Annotated in this window: 18 protein-coding genes (1 of these 18 only partly in view); 11 read left to right on the top strand and 7 right to left on the bottom strand. The window is 68.7% G+C overall.

The genetic code is table 11. From position 1 onward, the window contains the following. A protein-coding gene (gene tyrS, locus ACMZPQ_RS12200) for a tyrosine--tRNA ligase (RefSeq protein WP_197581444.1) crosses the window boundary here: on the bottom strand, positions 1 to 121 show its start. The gene continues 1,091 nt to the left of window position 1, outside the view; only the first 121 of its 1,212 coding nucleotides appear in the window; the start codon lies at positions 119 to 121; its stop codon lies off the left edge, out of view. Between the two features lie 166 nt (positions 122 to 287). Here tyrS and ACMZPQ_RS12205 point away from each other — a divergent pair, with 166 nt between their 5' ends. Together ACMZPQ_RS12205 and ACMZPQ_RS12210 are read left to right on the top strand one after the other, a co-directional pair. Next, the gene (locus ACMZPQ_RS12205; protein ID WP_197581442.1) at positions 288 to 1,760 is read left to right on the top strand and encodes a M23 family metallopeptidase; all 1,473 of its coding nucleotides are present in this window, start codon (positions 288 to 290) and stop codon (positions 1,758 to 1,760) included. A 65-nt stretch (positions 1,761 to 1,825) separates the two neighbouring features. Then, positions 1,826 to 2,953 carry an anhydro-N-acetylmuramic acid kinase gene (locus ACMZPQ_RS12210; protein WP_197581440.1) on the top strand — a complete coding sequence of 376 codons (1,128 nt, stop codon included), beginning with the start codon at positions 1,826 to 1,828 and terminating at the stop codon, positions 2,951 to 2,953. 66 nt (positions 2,954 to 3,019) lie between these two features. On the opposite strand, the gene ACMZPQ_RS12215 is transcribed toward ACMZPQ_RS12210, so the two are convergent. The 3 genes from ACMZPQ_RS12215 to ACMZPQ_RS12225 all read right to left on the bottom strand — a co-directional run bounded on the left by ACMZPQ_RS12215 (position 3,020) and on the right by ACMZPQ_RS12225 (position 5,429). Further along, positions 3,020 to 3,250, bottom strand: coding sequence for a hypothetical protein (locus ACMZPQ_RS12215; RefSeq protein WP_197581438.1), 231 nt, complete (start codon positions 3,248 to 3,250; stop codon positions 3,020 to 3,022). 77 nt (positions 3,251 to 3,327) lie between these two features. Continuing rightward, on the bottom strand, positions 3,328 to 4,632 hold the full coding sequence (locus tag ACMZPQ_RS12220) for an AmpG family muropeptide MFS transporter (protein ID WP_008268384.1): 1,305 nt from the start codon (positions 4,630 to 4,632) through the stop codon (positions 3,328 to 3,330). Next, positions 4,629 to 5,429, bottom strand: coding sequence for an exodeoxyribonuclease III (locus tag ACMZPQ_RS12225; protein ID WP_197581436.1), 801 nt, complete (start codon positions 5,427 to 5,429; stop codon positions 4,629 to 4,631). The genes ACMZPQ_RS12220 and ACMZPQ_RS12225 overlap by 4 nt, the downstream gene beginning before the upstream one ends. 162 nt (positions 5,430 to 5,591) lie before the next feature. Here ACMZPQ_RS12225 and pyrE point away from each other — a divergent pair, with 162 nt between their 5' ends. The 8 genes from pyrE (at position 5,592) to ACMZPQ_RS12265 (ending at position 15,051) form a co-directional block, all read left to right on the top strand. Then, entirely contained in the window at positions 5,592 to 6,251 is a 660-nt protein-coding gene (gene pyrE, locus ACMZPQ_RS12230; RefSeq protein WP_197581434.1) for an orotate phosphoribosyltransferase, read from the top strand. 19 nt (positions 6,252 to 6,270) lie between these two features. Next, a complete protein-coding gene (locus ACMZPQ_RS12235; RefSeq protein WP_197581432.1) occupies positions 6,271 to 6,933 on the top strand; it encodes a hypothetical protein in 663 nt (220 codons plus the stop codon). A gap of 183 nt (positions 6,934 to 7,116) precedes the next feature. Continuing rightward, positions 7,117 to 7,209, top strand: a complete 93-nt coding sequence (locus ACMZPQ_RS12240) for a potassium-transporting ATPase subunit F (protein ID WP_005407770.1) — start codon at positions 7,117 to 7,119, stop codon at positions 7,207 to 7,209. An 11-nt stretch (positions 7,210 to 7,220) separates the two neighbouring features. Beyond that, entirely contained in the window at positions 7,221 to 8,930 is a 1,710-nt protein-coding gene (gene kdpA / locus ACMZPQ_RS12245; protein ID WP_197581431.1) for a potassium-transporting ATPase subunit KdpA, read from the top strand. A 10-nt stretch (positions 8,931 to 8,940) separates the two neighbouring features. After that, positions 8,941 to 10,998, top strand: coding sequence for a potassium-transporting ATPase subunit KdpB (gene kdpB / locus ACMZPQ_RS12250; RefSeq protein WP_197581429.1), 2,058 nt, complete (start codon positions 8,941 to 8,943; stop codon positions 10,996 to 10,998). Further along, positions 10,995 to 11,645 carry a potassium-transporting ATPase subunit KdpC gene (gene kdpC / locus ACMZPQ_RS12255; protein ID WP_197581428.1) on the top strand — a complete coding sequence of 217 codons (651 nt, stop codon included), beginning with the start codon at positions 10,995 to 10,997 and terminating at the stop codon, positions 11,643 to 11,645. Before kdpB ends, kdpC begins: the two co-directional genes overlap by 4 nt. Positions 11,646 to 11,696: 51 nt before the next feature. Beyond that, positions 11,697 to 14,357, top strand: a complete 2,661-nt coding sequence (locus ACMZPQ_RS12260) for an ATP-binding protein (RefSeq protein WP_197581426.1) — start codon at positions 11,697 to 11,699, stop codon at positions 14,355 to 14,357. Then, positions 14,338 to 15,051 carry a response regulator transcription factor gene (locus ACMZPQ_RS12265; RefSeq protein WP_180880079.1) on the top strand — a complete coding sequence of 238 codons (714 nt, stop codon included), beginning with the start codon at positions 14,338 to 14,340 and terminating at the stop codon, positions 15,049 to 15,051. The genes ACMZPQ_RS12260 and ACMZPQ_RS12265 overlap by 20 nt, the downstream gene beginning before the upstream one ends. A 399-nt stretch (positions 15,052 to 15,450) precedes the next feature. Here the strand turns inward: ACMZPQ_RS12265 and ACMZPQ_RS12270 are convergent, their stop codons facing one another. The 3 genes from ACMZPQ_RS12270 to coaBC are packed head-to-tail and all read right to left on the bottom strand — an operon-like array spanning position 15,451 to position 19,544. Beyond that, entirely contained in the window at positions 15,451 to 17,799 is a 2,349-nt protein-coding gene (locus ACMZPQ_RS12270) for a phosphomannomutase/phosphoglucomutase (protein WP_197581424.1), read from the bottom strand. A 12-nt stretch (positions 17,800 to 17,811) separates the two neighbouring features. Further along, positions 17,812 to 18,285: a dUTP diphosphatase gene (dut, locus tag ACMZPQ_RS12275; protein WP_032130326.1), complete on the bottom strand. Its 474-nt coding sequence runs from the start codon at positions 18,283 to 18,285 to the stop codon at positions 17,812 to 17,814. After that, positions 18,282 to 19,544 carry a bifunctional phosphopantothenoylcysteine decarboxylase/phosphopantothenate--cysteine ligase CoaBC gene (coaBC, locus tag ACMZPQ_RS12280; RefSeq protein WP_197581422.1) on the bottom strand — a complete coding sequence of 421 codons (1,263 nt, stop codon included), beginning with the start codon at positions 19,542 to 19,544 and terminating at the stop codon, positions 18,282 to 18,284. The genes dut and coaBC overlap by 4 nt, the downstream gene beginning before the upstream one ends. Before the next feature lie 225 nt (positions 19,545 to 19,769). Here coaBC and ACMZPQ_RS12285 point away from each other — a divergent pair, with 225 nt between their 5' ends. Beyond that, positions 19,770 to 20,396 (top strand): response regulator, encoded by a 627-nt coding sequence (locus ACMZPQ_RS12285; RefSeq protein WP_197581420.1) that lies wholly within the window; start codon positions 19,770 to 19,772, stop codon positions 20,394 to 20,396. The last annotated feature ends 54 nt before the right edge of the window (positions 20,397 to 20,450 follow it).

Raw genomic sequence — 20,450 nt, forward strand, 5'->3', positions numbered from 1 at the left:
CGAAGCCAGCCTTGATCCGCAGCGGGCGGCCTTCCTGCAGGCGCGCACGCAGATCCTCGAGCTTGAGGATCTCGTCGGCACCGCGGCCGATCAGGGCAAGGGCTTCTTCAATCGAGGACACGTGACTACTCCCGGCAACGCCGATTCTTGTGTGGGGTGTTAAAGCAAAGTTAACCCGATTGGCTTCACAAAAGCCAATGGGCACAAGGGTTTGACGCGGTTTTCTCAGGTGTCTATGGTAACCGGCGTTTAGGCCCGCGCTCCCGGGCCGTCAGGAAAAATCGCCGATGCACAATTCCGAACAAGGGCGCGCACGCAAGCAGCGCTTCCAGGAACGCCTTCACGTCCTGCACGACAACGCCCTGCATCGGAAGCTCAGGCAACACCTTCCCGCCGCTTTCAATGAACGCTGGACCCGGCGCCATTGGATGCATGCCAGCCTGTTCGCGACCATCGGCGCCCTGGTGGCAACGATCGTTCCCGGCTTCTCGCACACCATCGACGCCCCCTTCGCCGACAGCCACACCAGCCTGGCGCTGCCGTTGCCGCCGCTGACCATGGCCCGGCAGCAGCAGGTGCCGGGCGACAGCTGGCAGGTACTGCGCGTGCAGCGCGGCCAGACCCTGAGCGATCTGTTCGACAAGGCCGGCATCCCGGCCACCACCCTGCACCGGGTACTGGACCATCCCGGTGCGCGCGAGGCGCTGACCAAGCTGCGCCCGGGTGCCGAGATCGCTTTCGACATGCCGCTGTCCGGCGACCTGCGCAGCATCCGCTTCGACCGCGATGCCGACAACCGGGTCGAGCTGAGCCTGGCCGGCGATGACATCAAGGAGAAGGTGACCAAGCGCGAGACCTCCACGCGCACCGTGGTCACCAGTGGCGAGATCACCAGTTCCCTGTATGCCGCCGCCCGCCGCGCCGGGCTGTCACCGTCGGCGATCGCGACGATGACCGACGACATCTTCAAGTACGACATCGACTTCTCGAAGGACCTGCAGCCGGGCGACCGCTTCAGCGTGGTGATGGATGAAACCTGGCGCGAAGGCGAGAAGGTGGACACCAGCAAGATCCTGGCGGCGACCTTCACCACCGGTGGCAAGACCTATTCCGGCTTCCGCTTCGACCGCAACGGCAAGTCCGAGTACTACGACATCAACGGGCGTTCGCTGAAGAAGAGCTTCATCCGCATGCCGATCCCGTTCGCACGGCTGAGCTCGACCTTCGGCGCGCGCAAGCATCCGGTGCTGGGCAAGATGCGGATGCACAAGGGCGTGGACTACGCCGCGCGCACCGGCACCCCGATCATGGCCGCCGGCGACGCTCGCGTGCAGTTCGCTGGCGTGCAGCGCGGCTACGGCAACGTGGTGATCCTCGACCACGGCCGTGGCCACACCACCCTGTACGGGCACATGTCGCGCTTTGCGAACATCAAGACCGGCCAGCGCGTGGCCCAGGGCACGGTGATCGGCTATGTCGGCTCGACCGGCCTGGCCACCGGCCCGCACCTGCACTACGAATTCCGCGTCAACGGCGAGCACCGCAACCCGCTGACGGTGACCATGCCGCCGCCGGAGCCGTTGAAGGGCGCCGAACTGGTCGCCTTCCGCGCGCAGACCGCGCCGGCGATGGCGCGCATCCAGGGCATGGAGAAGCTGATCTACGCCGACGCCAGCCCGGCCCCGACCAGCCGTGACGAGGCCGCACCCGAGGTGGCCAGCGCCAAGGACAAGAGCAGCGCCGGCCGCAAGCGCGGCTGAGCCCCTGCGTTGACGAAGAAGGACGCGGCAGCCCAAGCTTGCCGCGTCCTTTTTTTATGCCCGCCATGAACACCACTGCCGACGCTGACGCCCCCCTGTACCTTGGCCTGATGTCGGGCACCAGCGCCGATGGCATCGACGCTGCCCTGGTGCAGTTCCCCACCACCGGCGGCTGCCGCTTCGTGCATGGGCTGACCACCCGCTGGGAGCCGATGCTGCGCGCACGGCTGGTGGCACTGGGCGAAGGCGGCCCACTGGACTCGCTGGAGGAACTGGGCGAGCTGGATGCGCGGATCGCGATCAACTTCGCCGACGCCGCCAACCAGCTGCTGGCCGAGGCGGGCGTGGAGCCGGCGCAGGTGCGGGCAATCGGCTCGCATGGGCAGACCGTACGCCATCGGCCGCTGGCCGACCCGGCGTTCACCGTGCAGCTCGGCGACGGCAACCGCATCGCCGAGCTGACCGGGATCACCACGGTGTGCGACTTCCGCCGCCGCGACGTGGCGGCCGGGGGCCAGGGTGCACCGCTGATGCCGGCCTTCCACCTGGGCATGCTGGGTGCGGCCGATGAGGACCGCGCGGTGCTCAACCTCGGTGGCATCGCCAACCTCACCCTGATTCCGCGCGAAGGGGCAGTGCGTGGCTTCGATACCGGCCCGGCCAATGCGCTGATGGATGCCTGGTGCCAGCGCCACACTGGGCGCACCTTCGATGCCGATGGCGCCTATGCCGCCAGCGGTGCGGTGGACGAAGGCCTGCTGGCCGGCTGGCGTTCGGAGCCGTGGTTCGACCTGCCGCCGCCGAAGAGCACCGGCCGCGAACAGTTCCACCTGGCCTGGGCCGAGGCGCACATGGGCGAAGGCGAGTACAGCGCCGCCGACGTGCAGGCGACCCTGCTGGAGCTGACCGCGCTGACGGTGGCCGATGCCTTGCTCGCGCAACAGCCGCAGACCCGGCGCCTGCTGGTCTGTGGCGGCGGCGTGCGCAACCGGCAGCTGATGAAACGCCTGGCCGCGCGGCTGCCGGGCGTGCAGGTGGAGTCCAGCGCGGTGCACGGCCTGGACCCGGAGTACGTCGAGGCGATGGGGTTTGCATGGCTCGCCCAACGGACGATGGACGGGCTGGCAGGCAACCTGCCGAGCGTGACCGGGGCCAAGGGCCCGCGGATCCTGGGTGCGATCCATCTGGCGTGAGATGGCGCCATCCGCCGGGCGTGGCCCGGCGCTACCCCGTCGGCGCCATCCAGGCATAGCGTGGATCTACCGGAAGCCCTGGCCTGCCGGCAGCGCCTGCAGGGCGGCGATGGCGGCGGAGAGGGCATCGACTTCAGGATCGCCAAAGCCGGAGCGGACCTCCAGTTCACTGCTGAACAGGCCCTGCTCCAGCAACGCCGAGCAGGTCTGTTCGTGGGTCCAGCCGCGGGCAACCGCGACTCTTCGGATGCGTTCCAGCAGCAGCGGGTCCAGATCCCGCAGCACAACATCGGCCATGCTCACTTCCCCGTTCGCAAGGCACCGCCCCCTCGGCGCGTCGGGGCGATGATCCCGCAGACCGGGCGCACAGGCAATCAGGCGACCGGCGGCGGTCCGCGATCGACGATCCGCGGCCACAACCAGGCCAGCAGCAGCAGGGTTGGCACCACGGTGACCGAGCTGAGGATGAAGAACGTGCTGTACGACGTGGCTTCGACGATATAGCCGGATACGCCACCGACGAACTTGCCGGGCAGGTTCGCCAGCGACACCAGCAACGCGTACTGGGTGGCGGTGAAGTTGCGGTCGGTGAGCGACGACATGAAGGCCACCAGCACGGTGCCGGCAAAGCCCTGGAACAGGTTGTCGGCACTGAGCGCGGCATAGAACGCCCACAGCTTGCCCGGGTTGTGGGCCATCAGCAGGAACGCCAGGTTGGACAACGCCACGCCCAGCGCGGCCACCAGCAGCATGCGGCGGAAGCCGAATGCGGCTACCGCGATGCCGCCCAGGAACGCACCGCCGATGCCCATCCACACACCGAACAGCTTGGAGACCGTGGCGATGTCAGCCTTGTCGAAGCCCGAGTCGAGATAGAACGGCCCGGCCATCACGCCGATGACCTGGTCGGGGAACTTGAACAGCCCGACGAAGGCCAGCAGCACCAGCGCCAGCGCCACGCCGTTGCGGCTGAAAAAGCTGGTGATGGGCTGGACGAACGCCTCGGCGACATCGATGCGGCGCTGCACGGTCGTGGCCGGACGTTCCGGTTCGGCGCACAGCAGGGTGGTGACGATCGGCAGCAGCATCAGCGCCGCCATGGCCAGATAGGCCACGATCCAGCCTTCGAACTGGGCCAGATACAGCGCGCCGGCACCGGCCAGGATCAGGCCGATCCGGTAACCCAGCGTATAGGTGGCCGCCAGCGCGGCCTGCGCCGCTTGCGGTGCGATCTCGATGCGGTAGGCGTCGACGGCCGAGTCCTGGGTGGCACCGGCGAACGAGGCCACCAGCACCCAGGCCACCAGCGGCCAGACACCCTGCTCGGGCCGCACGAAGGCCAGTGCAACCAGGCCGACCAGAACCAGCGCCTGCGACACCAGCAGCCACGAGCGACGGCGGCCGAGCCCACCGAGCAGCGGGAAGGCATAGCGATCCAGCAGTGGCGCCCACAGGAACTTGAGCAGGTAGAAGAAGCTGGCCAGGCTGATCAGGCCGATGCTGCCAAGGTCCAGGCCGACGTCGCGCAGGCGCGTGGACAGGGTCTGCGAGGCGATCAGCAGGAACGGCAGGCCGCTGCCGAAGCCGAGCATGGCCATGGTCAGCGCCGACGGGGTGCCGAAGGCACGCTTGATTCCTGCCCAGCCCTTGTAGCTGACCGGCGTGGCGGCCTCGGTCACAGGTCGTAGTCCACGATGAACGGCGCGTGGTCGGAGAAGCGCTCGTCGCGGTAGATCGAGCAGCCGCGCAGGCGGTCACGCAGGCCCGGGGTGATGAACTGGTAGTCGATGCGCCAACCGACATTGTTGGCGCGGGCGGCGCCACGGTTGCTCCACCAGGTGTAGTCCTCGCCGGTGGGGTTGAGCAGGCGGTAGGCATCGGCCCAGCCACGGCCGGCGGCGACATCGGTGGTCTGGCCGTGGTCGGCGCACAGCGCGTTGAGCCAGTCGCGCTCTTCCGGCAGGCAGCCGGAGTTCTTCTGGTTGGACTTCCAGTTCTTGATGTCCAGCGCCGAACGCACGATGTTCCAATCGCCGCACAGCACGTAGTCGCGGCCGCTGCGTGCCCATTCCTCGAGGATCGGCCGCAGCCATTCCATTACTTCGAACTTGAAACCCTGGCGCAGGTCGCCCGAGCTGCCGGACGGGATATAGAAGGAGACCACGCTGAGGTTGCCGTAGCGCGCCTCGATGTAGCGGCCTTCGTCGTCGAACGGGGCCCAGCCCAGCGAGGTGATGACCTGGTCGGGCTCGCGCTTGCTGTAGATCGCCACACCGCTGTAGCCCTTCTTGGTGATGGCGTCGCGGTAGAAGCAGTGGTGGCCATCCGGACGGAACATCGGGTCGGTCAGCTGGTCTTCCTGGGCCTTGGTCTCCTGGATGCACAGGACGTCGGCATCCTGGGCACGGAACCAGTCGAGGAAGCCCTTGGTTGCGGCGGAACGGATGCCATTGGCGTTGAAACTGATGATGCGCATGCGGAAGACCTACGGCGGGAAACCGGGCAAGCATACCGGTTGACCGCGGGGCTGCGCAGTCCGCCAGGCCAGGCCGCGACCGTCTTCACAAGGCATCGGACGAGCGCGAAACGCCCAGCTGGATTAGGATTTGTGCTCCAAATGAAGATGAATCGAGTTTTGATGAGCGACCACCGCCACCGTTTCCTGCAGCTGGCCCTGACCGCCGATGCCCTGCGCTTCGGCCAGTTCACCCTCAAGTCCGGCCGGCTGAGCCCCTATTTCTTCAACGCCGGCCGCTTCGACTCCGGCTCGCTGCTGTCCCAGCTTGGCGCCTGCTACGCCGATGCCATCGATGCCAGCGGAATCAAGTACGACGTGGTGTTCGGCCCGGCCTACAAGGGCATTCCGCTGGCCACCGCGATGGCCTGTGAGCTGGCCCAGCGCGGCCGCGACCTGCCGCTGTCGTTCAACCGCAAGGAAGCCAAGGACCATGGCGAAGGCGGCCAGCTGATCGGCGCCGACATGCAGGGCAAGCGCGTGCTGATCGTTGACGACGTGATCACCGCCGGTACCGCGATCCGCGAAGCGCTGGGCATCATCCGTGCTGCCGGTGGCACCCCGGCCGGCATCGTGGTGGCGCTGGACCGCCAGGAGATCGCCTCGGAAACCGACCGTCGTTCGGCCGCGCAGTCGGTGGCCGAAGAAGCCGGCATTCCGGTGATCGCCGTGGCCTCGCTGGCCGACCTGCTTGATTTCGCCTCCGGCAACCCGGAACTTGTGGGTTACCGGCAGCCGCTGGAAGCCTACCGGGCGCAGTACGGCGTCCGTTCGACCCGCTGACCGACCCAGGGGAAAGGTCATGTCCCGAGTTCCTGCTGTTCTCCTTGCCGGCCTGCTGCTGGGCGTGCCCTTCACGGCGCCGGCGCAGTCGCGCGACAGCGGCAAGGTGGAAAAGAAGCTGTACTGCTGGAACGAGGGCAAGGAGCGGATCTGCAGTGATTCGTTGCCGGCCGATGCGGTCAACCATGCCCGCGAGGAATTCAACGCGAAGAGTGGCCTGCGCAATGCGCAGGTCCAGCGCGCGTTGACCGATGCCGAACGCGCCGCCGCCAGCACGGAAGCGGCGCAGCAGCAGCTGGACCTGATGGCCGTGCAGACCCGCCAGCGCACCGAGCAGGCGATGCTGTCCACCTACGGCAGCGAGGACGACCTGCGCCGGGTGTTCGCCGAACGCCAGGAAGTGCTGGACAACAACCTCAAGACCGCCGAGTACAACGTCACCAGCCTGCGCGAATCGCTGGTGGCGCTGCTGTCGGCCGCCGGCGACCGTGAGCTGGCCGGTGGCAAGGTGGCCGACAAGCAGGCCGAGGCGATCCGCCAGCGGCATGTGCAGCTGCAGGCGCAGCAGCGCCTGCAGGCCGGCTTCCTGCAGCAACTGCAGGCGTTGAAGGCCGAGATCGACAGTACGCTGCAGCGTTATCGCGAACTGAAGGGTCTGGTGCCGGCGGGCCAGGCCCCGTGATTCCCGGGTAGAAAGCATCACCCGGCATGGCGGGGGATACAGAAGGCGGGCCTGGTTACGGTTTGCCCCACCGAATTTATGCACTCTTTACGCGTCGGCCCGGTCCGGCGCGTAGTGCGTTTATGGGGGGCAGGACGACGATGGCGCCCTGAGGTGGAGGGGTTCCACCAGGACGCTATTGCAATGTCCCCCTGGCTGTCGTTGTTGTGTGGCGTGCTGGTGCTGGTCGCCGCCGCCTATCTTCTCTATGTCGTGCTTCGGCCCGAGTCGTTCTGACGGAGCCGGCCATGACTGAGATGCTTGTCATTATTGCCGCCAGCCTTCTGCTGGCGTGGCCGCTGGGCCTGTACCTGGCGCGGGTGATGCGCGGCACGCCGATGAAGGTCGACGTGCTGTTCAACTGGATTGAAAAACCGCTGTACCGCGTGTTCGGCGTTGATCCGTCGCGCGCCATGTCGTGGCGCGGCTACGTGCTGGCCTTCGTGCTCAGCAACGTGGTGGTGGCGGTGCTGACCCAGGCCGTGTTCATGACCCAGGCCTGGTTGCCGTTGAACCCGGACCAGATCCCGAACATGCGCTGGGACACCGCGCTGCACACGATGATCTCGTTCCTCACCAACACCAACCAGCAGCATTACTCGGGCCAGGCGCAGCTGTCCTATCTCTCGCAGATGACCGGCATCACCGGCCTGCAGGTGGTGACGCCGATGATGGGCCTGGCGCTGGCGGTGGCGACGCTGCGGGCGCTGTTTGCGCGTGCGCCGCAGGCTGCGGCGGCCAGCGGTGCCGGCGATGACCGCCAGGTGGCGGTGGGCAACTACTACGTGGACGTAGTGCGTTTGTGCGTGCGCTTCCTGCTGCCGCTGTGCCTGGTGTGGACCCTGCTGCTGACCAGCCAGGGCGTACCGTCGACGATGGACGGTGGCCCGCAGGCCACGCCGATCGATGCCAGTGCCGGCATGGCCCAGCAGAAACTGCCGCTGGGCCCGGTGGCAGCAATGGTTGCGGCCAAGCAGCTGGGCGCCAACGGCGGCGGCTGGTACGGCCCCAACAGCAGCTTCCCGCTGGAGAACCCGACCCCGCTGTCGAATGCGCTGGAGATCGTCGGCATCCTGCTGGTGCCGATGGCGGTGATCTTCATGATCGGAGCCTTCACCGGTCGCCGTCGCTTCGGCGCCCTGGTGTTCAGCTGCATGCTGGGCATGTCGCTGCTGTCCACCGGCGCGATGATGTGGAGCGAAGGCCATAGCGCCAGCGCCGCCACCCCGCTGCTGATGGAAGGCAAGGAAGTCCGCTTCGGCGCCGATGGCACCGCGCTGTGGGCGGCGGTGACCACCCAGGTGTCCAATGGCTCGGTCAACGGCATGCACGATTCACTGGCACCGCTGAGCGGTGGCATCGCGATGGTCAACATGCTGGTCAGCGCGATCTGGGGCGGTATCGGCTGCGGCCTGCAGCAGTTCATCGTGTACCTGCTGCTGGGCGTGTTCCTGGCCGGGTTGATGACCGGGCGTACGCCGGAACTGTTCGGCCGCAAGCTGGAGACGCCACAGGTGCGCCTGCTGGCCCTGCTGGTGCTGCTGCAGCCGATCACGCTGCTGGTGTTCACCGCGATCACCCTGGCCGTGCCCGGCCTGGCCGGCACCTCCAACCCGGGCTTCCATGGCATCAGCCAGGTGTTCTACGAGTACGTGTCGGCCTATGCCAACAACGGTTCGGGTTTCGAAGGCCTGGGCGATGCCACGCTGTGGTGGAACCTGAGCTGCTCGCTGGTGCTGCTGCTGGGCCGCTTCCCGCTGCTGATCATCCCGCTGGTGGTGGCCGCACAGCTGGCCGCCAAGCGCCAGGCGCCGGAATCTGCCGGCAGCCTGCAGATCGAAACCCCGACCTTCGCCCTGACCCTGGTCTCGGTGATCGTCATCCTGACCGTGCTGCAGTTCATGCCGGCGCTGGTACTCGGCCCGATCGCCGACCACCTGAGCCTGGGTCTGCACTGAGGACAACGCAATGAGTAGCCACGCAAGTTCAACCCGTAGTTCCCATGCAGCGCGCCCTGCCCTGCTCGATGGCGCCGGCCTGCGCCGTGCGCTGGTCGAGGCGGTCCTGAAACTGTCCCCGATGCACCTGGTGCGCAGCCCGGTGATGGCGGTGGTGATGGCCGGCACGATCGTGGCCGCGATCGTCACCCTGACCGGCAATGCGCCGCTGGGCTTTGGCCTGGCCGTCACCGCGATCCTGCTGGTGACCGTGCTGTTCGGCAATTTCGCCGAGGCCGTGGCCGAAGCGCGCGGCCGTGGCCAGGCCGCGTCGCTGCGGCGTGCCCGCCAGGACCTGGTGGCACGCCGGCTGGCGGCGCCGCAGCCGGGCGCCGCAGAAGCCCAGGTGCCGGCCGCCGAGCTGCGCCCGGGCGACCACGTGATCGTCAGTGCCGGTGAACTGGTGCCGGCCGATGGCGAGATCGTGCAGGGCCTGGCCACCATCAACGAAGCGGCGGTGACCGGCGAATCGGCACCGGTGCTGCGCGAGGCCGGTACCGACCGTTCCGGCGTGATCGGCGGCACCAAGGTGCTGTCCGACCAGATCATCGTGCGGGTGACCGCCGAGCCGGGCCACAGCTTCCTGGACCGGATGATCGCGCTGGTGGAGGGTGCCAACCGGCAGAAGACCCCCAACGAGATCGCGCTGACGCTGCTGCTGGCGGCGATGACGCTGACCTTCCTGGTGGTGGTGGCGACGCTGCCGGCGATCGGTGCGGCGGTCGGCGTCAAGGTCGATCCGCTGCTGCTGATCGCGCTGCTGGTGTGCCTGATCCCGACCACCATCGGCGGCCTGCTGCCGGCCATTGGTATTGCCGGCATGAACCGTGCGCTGGCTGCCAACGTGCTCGCCAAGTCGGGCAAGGCGGTGGAAGTGGCCGGCGACGTCGACGTGCTGCTGCTGGACAAGACCGGCACCATCACCTACGGCGACCGCCAGGCCAGTCACTTCCATCCGCTGGCCGGCATCGATGCCAGCCAACTGCGTGAAGCGGCGCTGCTGTCCTCGTTGGCCGACCCGACCCCGGAAGGCAAGTCGATCGTGCGACTGGCCCGCGAGCAGGGCTGCGCCACCGACGAGCCGGACCGCGCCGAGTACCTGGCGTTCACTGCGCAGACCCGCATGTCCGGCGTCGACCTCGAACACGGGCGGCAGATCCGCAAGGGCGCCGCCGACGCCATCCGCGCCCATGTTCAGGCGCTCGGCGGCAACGTACCGGCCGAGCTGGCCGGTCGTGTCGAGCAGGTCGCGCGCAACGGCGCCACCCCGCTGGTGGTGGCCGAGGGCCGCCATGTGCTGGGCGTGATCGAGCTGTCGGACGTGGTCAAGCACGGCATGCGCGAGAAGTTCGCGCAGCTGCGGGCGATGGGTATCCGCACGGTGATGATTACCGGTGACAACCCGCTGACCGCAGCGGCCATCGCCGCCGAGGCCGGTGTCGATGACTACATTGCCGAGGCGCGCCCGGAAGACAAGCTGGCGCGCATCCGCCAGGAACAGGCCGGTGGCCGCCTGGTGGCGATGGTCGGCGACGGCACCAATGATGCCCCGGCGCTGGCGCAGGCCGACATCGGCCTGGCGATGAACTCCGGCACGCAGGCGGCGAAGGAAGCCGGCAACATGGTCGACCTGGACTCGGACCCGGCCAAGCTGCTGGCGGTGGTGGAAGTGGGCAAGCAGCAGCTGATCACCCGCGGCGCGCTGACCACCTTCTCGCTGGCCAACGACGTCTCCAAGTACTTCGCGATCCTGCCGGCGCTGTTTGCCGCAGCCGTTCCGACCATGGCCGCCTTGAACGTGATGCAGCTGTCGAGCCCGCGCAATGCGGTGCTGGCGGCACTGATCTTCAACGCCCTGGTGATTCCCGCCCTGATTCCGCTCGCGCTGCGTGGCGTGCGCTTCCGCCCGGCCACCGCCACCGCGTTGCTGCGCCGGAACATGCTGGTGTACGGCCTCGGCGGCGTGCTGCTGCCGTTCGCGGCGATCAAGGCGATCGACCTTCTTCTTGTCCTGGTATTCGGCGCATGAACCGTTCTGTCTCCACTTCGTCTTCCCTCCCGCGCGCACCCAAAGCCGAGCCCCGCGTGGCCGGCCTGCAGGACGGCGCCAGCTGGCGCCCGGCCATCGGCCTGGGCCTGGCCACGCTGTTGCTGGCCGGCGCGGTCTACGCCGGCATCGCCACCGGTTTCGCCGGCCTCGCTTACCCGACCCAGGCCGAAGGCAGCCTGCTGCGCGATGGCAGCGGCCAGGTACGCGGCTCGGCGTGGCTGTCGCAGCCGTTCACCGGGGACGGCTATTTCCAGGCACGCCCGTCGGCCGCCAACTACGATCCGATGGCCGCAGCGGGCTCCAACATGGCACGCAGCAACCCGGCGCTGGCCGAACGCGTAGCCGCCAGCACCGCAGCGGTGGCCGCACGCGAAGGCGTGGCGCCGGCGCAGGTACCGGCGGACCTGGTCACCCAGTCTGCAGGTGGCCTGGACCCGCAGCTGTCGCCGGCCGCGGCGCAGTTGCAGATTGCACGCGTGGCGCGCGCCCGCGGCCTGCCGGTGGAACGCGTGCAGGCACTGGTGCAGGCGCATACCGAAGGTCGCCAGTGGGGCCTGTTCGGCCAGCCGCGGGTGAACGTGGTGACGTTGAACTTCGCCCTGGACCACGCGGCCAAAGCGCCGTGATGCCGGCCTGCACCGGCTGCGCGCACAATGGTGGCCATGACAGCGGCACCCATGACTGATGCGCGTACCCGCCAGGCCGATGCCCTGGTCGAAGGCCTGCAACGCGAAGCCGGTGGCAAGCTGACGGTGTTCCTCGGCGCAGCGCCGGGCGTGGGCAAGACCTACACCATGCTGACCCGCGCGCAGGAACAGCTGCGCCGCGGCGTCGACCTGGTGGTCGGGCTGGTGGAAACCCACGGCCGTGCCGATACCCAGGCGCTGCTGGAGGGCCTGCCGCAGCTGCCATTGAAGGACGTGGACTACCACGGCCATGTGCTGCAGGAGATGGACCTGGATGCCGTGCTCGCACGGCACCCGGCGCTGGTGCTGGTGGACGAACTGGCCCACCGCAATGCACCGGGCAGCCGCCACGAGCGGCGCTGGCAGGATGTGATGGAGCTGCTGGACGCCGGCATCGACGTCTGGACCACGGTCAACATCCAGCACCTGGAAAGCCTCAACGACGTGGTGATGCGCATCACCGGCGTGCGGGTCAGTGAGACCGTGCCGGACGGCGTGCTCGACCGGCTGCATGACATCGTGCTGGTCGACCTGCCGCCGCGCGAACTGATCGCGCGCCTGCAGCAGGGCAAGGTCTATGTGCCCGAGCAGGCCACGCAGGCCCTGCAGGCGTTCTTCTCGCCGGCCAACCTGACCGCCCTGCGCGAACTGGCGATGCAGGAGGCCGCCGACCGCGTCGACAGCAGCCTGCGCGAGACCCGGGCCGCGCGCGGCGAAGCCAACCTGCCACTGCGCCGCGGCGTGCTGGTGGCGATCGATGGCGGTGGCCAGAGCGAGTACCTGGTGCGGGTGGCACGGCGCATCGCCGAACGCCGCGATGCGCCATGGACAGTGGTGACCGTGCAGGGCCGGCGCCAGGATGACGCGACCCGCCGCGAGATCGACGCGGCCTTCGCACTGGCGCGGCGCCTGGGCGGCGAGGCTGAACTGCTGCACGGATCGAGCATCGCCGATGCCCTGCTCGACCATGCCGCACACAATGGCGTATCCACCCTGGTGCTGGGCCGCACCCGCGAGCGACCGCTGGCGCGGATGTTCAACCGCACCCTGACCCAGCAGCTGATACAGCGCGGCGCGCATTACGAGATCACCATCATCAGTACCCCGCAGGCGCGTGCACGTTCGCGCCGCGAAGGCCTGCTGCCCGCGACGCGCGGGATCAGCTACGAACCGGTGCAGGCGCTGGTCGCCACCGCGCTGGCCTGTGCGGTGGCGTGGCTGGCCGAACGCTGGGTGGGCATGGCCGACCTGTCGATGGTGTTCATCGTCGCGGTGGTGCTGGTAGCCGCACGCACGCGCGCCAGCGTGGCGGTGATGGCGGCGATCCTGTGCTTCCTCGCCTACAACTTCCTGTTCATCGCGCCGCGCTTCACCTTTGCCATCGGCGCACGCCAGGGCGTGATCACCGTGTTCCTGTTCCTGGCCGCCGCGCTGGTCGCCGGGCGCCTGGCGTCGCGGCTGCGCATGCAGGTGATCGCGTTGCGCGCGGCCAACCGCCATGCACGTGCGCGCCAGCAGCTGGGCCGGCAGCTGGCCAGCGCGGCCGGCAACGGCGAAGTGGCGCAGGCCGGCCGCCTGGCGCTGGAACAGGCGATGGATGTTCCGGCGTGGCTGCGGATCGGCGCCGACACGGCGTCCGGTGGCCGTTCGCAGCCGGGCGATACCGATCTGGCCGCCGCCGAGTGGGCGTTGCGCCACGGCCAGCCCAGCGGCCGCTTCACCGATACCCTGGCCGGTGCGCAGTGGTGGTTCCTGCCACTGCTGGATGGCGAGGACCGCGCAATCGGCGTGGCGGGCCTGTACCTGCCCGGCGCACAGGCGCGCCTGCTGCCCGAGCAGCGCCAGCTGGCCGAGGCGATGGTCGATGACATCGCGCAGGCCGCGCTGCGCACGCGCCTGGTGGCCGAACTGGAGCAGGCGCATGTGAGCAACGAGACCGAGCGGCTGCGCTCGGCGCTGCTCTCATCGGTATCGCATGACCTGCGCTCGCCGCTGGCGGCGATGATCGGCTCGGCCGACAGCCTGGCCAGCTACGGCGCGGCGATGGACACGAGCGACCGCCGCGCCCTGCTGGACACCATCCTGGTTGAAGGCGAACGGCTGGACCGCTACATCCAGAATCTGCTGGACATGACCCGGCTCGGCCACGAAGGACTGAAGATCAACCGCGACTGGATCGGCGTGGATGAGCTGATCGGCTCGGCGGCGCGGCGCCTGCAGCGCTACCAGCCGAAGGTGCGGCTGGAGCTGGACATCCCGGCCACGCTGGCCCCGATCTGGGTGCACCCGGCGCTGGTCGAACAGGCCGTGTTCAACGTGATGGAGAACGCGGCCAAGTTTTCGCCGCCCGAGGCCGCGGTGCGGGTACAGGCGCGCGAACTGGACGGCCAGCTGCGCATCGACGTGATCGATGCCGGCCCGGGTATTCCCGATGACGAGCGCGCACGCATCTTCGACATGTTCTACAGCGTCGAGCGTGGCGACCGCGGCCGTCACGGCACCGGCCTGGGCCTGACCATCTGCCAGGGCATGATCGGCGCGCATGGCGGCAGCGTGCAGGCGCTGCCCGGACGCGACGGTCGCGGTACCCTGATCCGCATCACCCTGCCCCTGCTCAAGCCAGCCTCCCACGATGAGCCCGACCCTGATTGATGCCAGCGTGCCGGCCGCACGCGTGCTGGTGATTGACGATGAAACCCAGATCCGCCGGTTCCTGGACATCAGCCTGCGCGCGCAGGGCTACCAGGTGCGGCAGGCGGCCACCGGCCAGGAAGGCCTGCAGCTGGCCGCCAGCGAGGACATGGACCTGGTGATCCTGGATATCGGACTGCCGGACATGGAAGGCCACGAGGTACTTGAACAGCTGCGGCAGTGGAGCCAGGTGCCGGTGATCATGCTGACCGTGCGCGCCGGCGAGGCCGAGAAGGTGCGGGCGCTGGATACCGGCGCCAATGACTACGTGACCAAGCCGTTCGGCACGCAGGAACTGATGGCGCGGGTACGGGCGCTGCTGCGCACCCGCAGCGTGCCCAGTGATGGCACGCCACCGGTGTTCGACGACGGCCACCTGCACGTGGACCTGGTGCGCCGCGAAGTGGCGCTGGATGGCGAGCCGGTGGCGCTGACCCGCAAGGAATATGCATTGCTCTCGCTGCTGCTGCGCAATGCCGGGCGGGTGGTGACCCAACCGCAGATCCTGCAGGAGATCTGGGGGCCGACTCACCAGCACGATACTCATTACCTGCGCATCCTGGTCGGCAAGCTGCGGCACAAGCTGGGCGATTCGGCGCTGGATTCGCGCTACCTGTTCACCGAACCGGGCGTGGGCTTGCGGTTCAAGGGATGAGGGTGTGCCGACCAACGGTCGGCACCCACCGGACAGGTAGATCCACGCCATGCGTGGATGAACATCCATCGAAGAGCATCCACGCATGGCGTGGATCTACCGTGTCGACCAAGGTCGACGCCTACCAACAGCACCGGGAAACTGTCAGAGGTGGGGCGGTGTCGGAGTGTGGGGTGTCAGCCGCATGGGCCCGAGGCATGCCTCGGGCGGGTTGGGCAGGACGCCCAACCCCGGTCTTGCCGTGTGCGCAGGAACGCGCACACGCGCAAGCGGCTGCCAAGCCTACAGGGACGTACTTGCGGCGTCCCCGCACTCCGACACCGCCCCACCATCCCACGGAATGCCTGCTGTTGCTGTTGCCGTTGCTTCGGCGGGGGCCGGGCGCAGCCCGGCCTCCGCTCAGAAGCCCAGCGGGATGTCGCCCAGCACCGGCTGCAGCTGGCTGCGGAACAGCGCCTGGATGCGCTCCAGTGCCGCCTCGTCGTTGCCCTCGAAACGCAGCACCAGCACCGGGGTGGTATTGGAGGCACGGACCAGGCCCCAGCCATCGGGGAAGTCCACGCGCAGGCCATCGATGGTCGACAGGCGGCCCCCCACGTACGGGTTGTCCGGCGACTGCGCCGCCGCCACCAGCATCGCCACCAGCGCATGCGGCGTGCCTTCGGCCACCGGCACCTTCAGCTCCGGCGTGGCCACCATCTCCGGCAGCTCGGCCAGCACCGCGTCCGCGCTTTCCTCGCGCTGGGCAAGAATCTCCAGCAGGCGTGCCGCCGCATACAGGCCGTCGTCGAAGCCGAACCAACGCTCCTTGAAGAAGAAGTGGCCGCTCATCTCGCCGGCCAGCTCGGCATCGGTCTCGCGCATCTTCGCCTTCATCAGCGAATGCCCGGTCTTCCACATCAGCGGGCTGCCACCGTTGCGCAGCACGTGGTCGGACAGCTTGCCAGTGCACTTCACGTCGTAGATCACCATCGCGCCCGGGTTGCGCATCAGCACGTCGGCGGCGAACAGCATCAGCAGGCGATCAGCGTAGATGATCTTGCCTTCGCCGGTGACCACGCCCAGCCGGTCGCCGTCGCCATCGAAGGCCACGCCGAGGTCGGCGCCGAAGCGCTTGACCGTCTGCACCAGGTCTTCCAGGTTGGCCGGTTCGCTGGGGTCGGGGTGATGGTTGGGGAAGGTGCCGTCGACATCGCAGTACAGCGGGATGACTTCGGCGCCGATCGCTTCCAGCAGCTGCGGCGCAAGTGCGCCCGCCACGCCGTTGCCGGCGTCGGCCACCACCTTCAGCGGGCGGTCCAGCTGCACGTCATCGGCGATGCGCTGGATATAGTCGGCGCCGACTTCGCGCTGCTGGTAGTCGCCCGGTTCGGCGGCCTGCACCAGGCGCCCCTCGACGATGCGCTGGTAGAGATCGGTGATGGCGTCACCGGACAAAGTTTCGCCGCCGATGACCACCTTGAAGCCGTTGTACTCGGGCGGGTTGTGGCTGCCGGTGACCGCCACGCAGGTACCGGTGCGCAGATGGAAGGCGGCGTAATAGACCACCGGCGTCGGTGCCAGGCCGATGTCGATCACCGCACAACCGGCGCGGCGCAGGCCTTCGGCCAGGCCTGCGGCCAGTTCCGGCCCGGACAGGCGGCCGTCGCGGCCGATCACCACCTCGCGCAGGCCCTGCTCCAGCGCCACGGTGCCGATGGCCTGGCCGATCAGCGCGGCGGTCTTCGGTGTCAGTTCGCTGCCGACCACGCCACGGATGTCGTAGGCGCGGAAAATGCCGGCCGCCAGTTCCTCGGCCGGCACGGGCGGCGGTGGCGGCGGGGTGCCTTCCTCGCTGACGACTGCCGCCGCACCCGGTGGCGGTGCCATCTGCAGGCTCTCGCTCAGGGTCGGGCCGTGGTCGGCGTCGGCCACCGCCGCGCGTCGCGGCAGCGGCAGATTCTTCGGCAGGCGGCCACGTCCGACCACCAGCAGCACCGCGATGAAGGCCAACAGCAACGCGACGATGGCGCTGGCCAGCGCCCCCAGGCCCAGCGGACCGGATTCGACATTGGGCACCGCGGCCACCAGCCGCAGCGGCGTACCGGGAATCGGACGCGCCAGCGCTTCGGCGCTTTCGGCCAGGCTGGCATCACCCTGGGCCACCAGATCGTATGCGCCCTGGCGCAGACCCAGGAAACCGGCCGACGGCGCGCTCACCTGGTCCAGCGGCGCGGTCAGCCGCAGCAGCGGTTGGCGCACGTAGACCACCGCGGGCCCGAGGCTGCCCAGCTGCACCGGTGCCGCCAGGCCGAGGCGATTGCCTCCCCCGTCGCGAACCACGCGCAGGCCCGGCTTGGCACTGGCCAGCGCCGCTTCCAGCAGCGCCAGCCGCGCGTAACCGAAGCGGGCGGGTTCGGCGTAGGCGGCGGCCAGATCGGCGGTGAGCACCTCGACCTGCTCGACGCCGGTCCAGCTTTCGCGCACGGCCAGTGCTGCCGCAGCGGCATCGCCGGCCTGCAGCGCCTGCTGCACGCGTTCGTTCTTCAACTGTTGCTGCAGCTGTTTCAGCTGCCCGGCGGCGGCGTCCTGCAGCCCCTGCACCGCCTGGTCACGCGCGGCTTCCAGCGCCTGGCCGTTGGCTTCCTGCCGCCATTGCTGCACCGCGCTCCATCCGAACCAGCCGGCCAGCAGGACCAGCAGCACGCCCAGAAGTGGCGCACTGCGACCCAACGACCGTCCCCGCTGTCCTTCCCCGATGCCGCTCATCGCTGTCCCCTGTCAACGCACCCCGGTATGGCCGAATCCACCCGTTCCCCGCACGCTGTCGGTGAAAGTATCCACCACCTGCAGGCTGACACGGGCAATCGGCACGATCACCAGCTGTGCGATGCGATCGCCCGGCTCGATGGTGAAGGCCTCGCGGCCGCGGTTCCAGACGCTGATCAGCAGCGGCCCCTGGTAATCGGCGTCGATCAGGCCGGTGCCGTTGCCGAGCACGATGCCGTGGCGGTGGCCCAGCCCCGAACGCGGCAGGATCACTGCGCACAGGTTGGGATCGGCGATGTGGATCGCCAGGCCGCTGGGCACCAGCGCGGTGTCGCCCGGCTGCAGGGTCAGCGCGGTATCCAGCGCGGCGCGCAGGTCCATGCCGGCGCTGGCTTCGGTGGCGTAGGCCGGCAGCGGCCAGCTGTCGCCGAAACGCGGATCGAGCAGCTTGACCTGCAGCGGTTGGGAAGTGAAAGCCTGGGTCATGCCTGGAGTCTCCGCGCGATCAGCGCCAGCAGTTGTTCGGCCAGCTCGCGCTTGGAAGTGGCCGGGAATACCTGTTCACCATCCTGCCAATAGGCAGTGGCGGCATTGTTGTCGCTCTCGAAGCCAGCCCCGCTGATGCCGACCTGGTTGGCGATCACCAGGTCCAGGCGCTTGTCGACCAGCTTGCCACGCGCGTATTTCTCCACGTCGTGGGTCTCGGCGGCGAAGCCGACCACCAGCTTCAGCGACTGCGTCTGCGCGGCCACCTCGGCGAGGATGTCCGGCGTGCGTACCAGCTCGATGACCAGCGACTGGCTGTCGGCGGTCTTCTTCAGCTTCTGCGCGGCCACCTGGCGCGGCGTGTAGTCGGACACGGCAGCGGCACCGATATAGATGTCGGCCGGCAGCGACTTCAGCACGGCGTCGCGCATCTGCGCGGCCGAACGCACGTCGACGCGCTGCACGCCGGGCGGCGTCGGCAACTGCACCGGGCCGCTGACCAGCACCACCTGGGCACCCATCGCCGCGGCCGCAGCCGCCAGGGCGAAGCCCATCTTGCCGCTGCTGCGATTGCCGACGTAGCGCACCGGATCGATGTCTTCATAGGTCGGGCCGGCACTGATGAGCAGGCGCAGTCCCTGCAGCGCGCGGGTTTCCGGCGCGGCCACGGGTGCTGCGGCGCTGCCGTTGGCGGCCAGCGCGGCGACGATGTCGCCCGGTTCGGCCAGCCGGCCGGGTCCGGATTCGCCTTCAGCCAGCGGACCGTCGACCGGGCCGATCACCTGCGCGCCGCGCTGGCGCAGCAGCGCGATGTTGGCCTGGGTGGCCGGATGCAGCCACATGCGGTGGTTCATCGCCGGGCAGATCGTCAGCGGCGCGGTGCTGGCCAGGCACAGGGTGCTGACCAGGTCATCGGCATGGCCCTGGGCCAGCCGCGCCAGCAGATCGGCGGTACCGGGGGCGACCACGATGCGATCGGCCCAGCGCGCCAGCTCGATGTGGCCCATGGCCTGTTCGGCGGCGCTGTCCCACAACGTGGTGCGGGTCGGCTGCCCGGACAGGGCCTGGAAGCTGAGCGGCGTGACGAACTGCTGGGCACCGGCGGTCATCGCCACCTGCACCTGGGCCCCGGCATCGCGCAGGCGACGCACCAGCTCCAGCGCCTTGTAGGCCGCGATCCCACCTCCGACGCACAACAGCAGTTTCTGACCTTCCAGCGCGCGGGCCTGCGCGGGAGAAGCGTTGGGGGAGTCAGCCACCTGGAATTCCTGTGCAAACGAGGGCGTTAGCTTACCCGATGGCCGGTAATGTCCCGATGCAGGGCGCACATAGCCGACAGCTATCAGCAGATGGAGCCCCACCTCGAACCGGGGTTCCCCCAGACGCTGTTTCGGACCTTTCCTATACCTAAGCAGGGCGCACGTTTTGCAGAATCAGGCGTTGGCCGCTGGCTGCGGTGGCCGATCCGAGTTCCAAGGAGCCGCGTGCACCCGCGCATCATCATCGCCGACGACCACCCCGTGGTCCTGCACGGTATCCGCATCGTCCTGCGGTCCCATCCGATGGACATCGTCGGCAGCGCGCGCGACGGCGCCGGGTTGCTGCAACTGGTGGACCAACACGGCTGCGACGTCGTGCTGACCGACCTGTCGATGCCCGGCACCGGCCCGGACGGTCCGGAACTGATCGACACGCTGCGCAGCCGCTACCCCGACCTGCCGGTGGTGGTGCTGACCGGCGCGCGCCATCCCGGCCTGCTGGACGGCCTGCTGCGCGACGGCATCCGCGGCCTGGTCGACAAGTGCGCTGATTTCGCCCAGTTGCCACAGGCGCTGAACGCCGCCCTGGCAGGGCAGGTGTTCGTCTCTCCTCAGCTGCGCGATCACCTGCAGGCCCGCGATCTGCTGTTTGCACGTTCACCCGCTGCGCTCTCGGCGCGTGAGCGCGAAGTGCTGGAGTTGATGGCCGCCGGACTCAATGTCAACGCCATCGCCGAGCACTGCGGGCGCAGTGCGAAGACGATCAGCCGGCAGAAGGCCGACGCCAAGCGCAAGCTGGGCCTGCAGACCAACCAGGAACTGTTCGACTACCTGCAGGCCCAGCGCGACTGAGGCATCGGCCGACCCCAGGTTGCGCCAAGCCCCGATGGGAGGCGCCGCCCGCCC

Source organism: Stenotrophomonas maltophilia (genome assembly GCF_047497515.2).
Taxonomy (GTDB): Bacteria; Pseudomonadota; Gammaproteobacteria; order Xanthomonadales; family Xanthomonadaceae; genus Stenotrophomonas.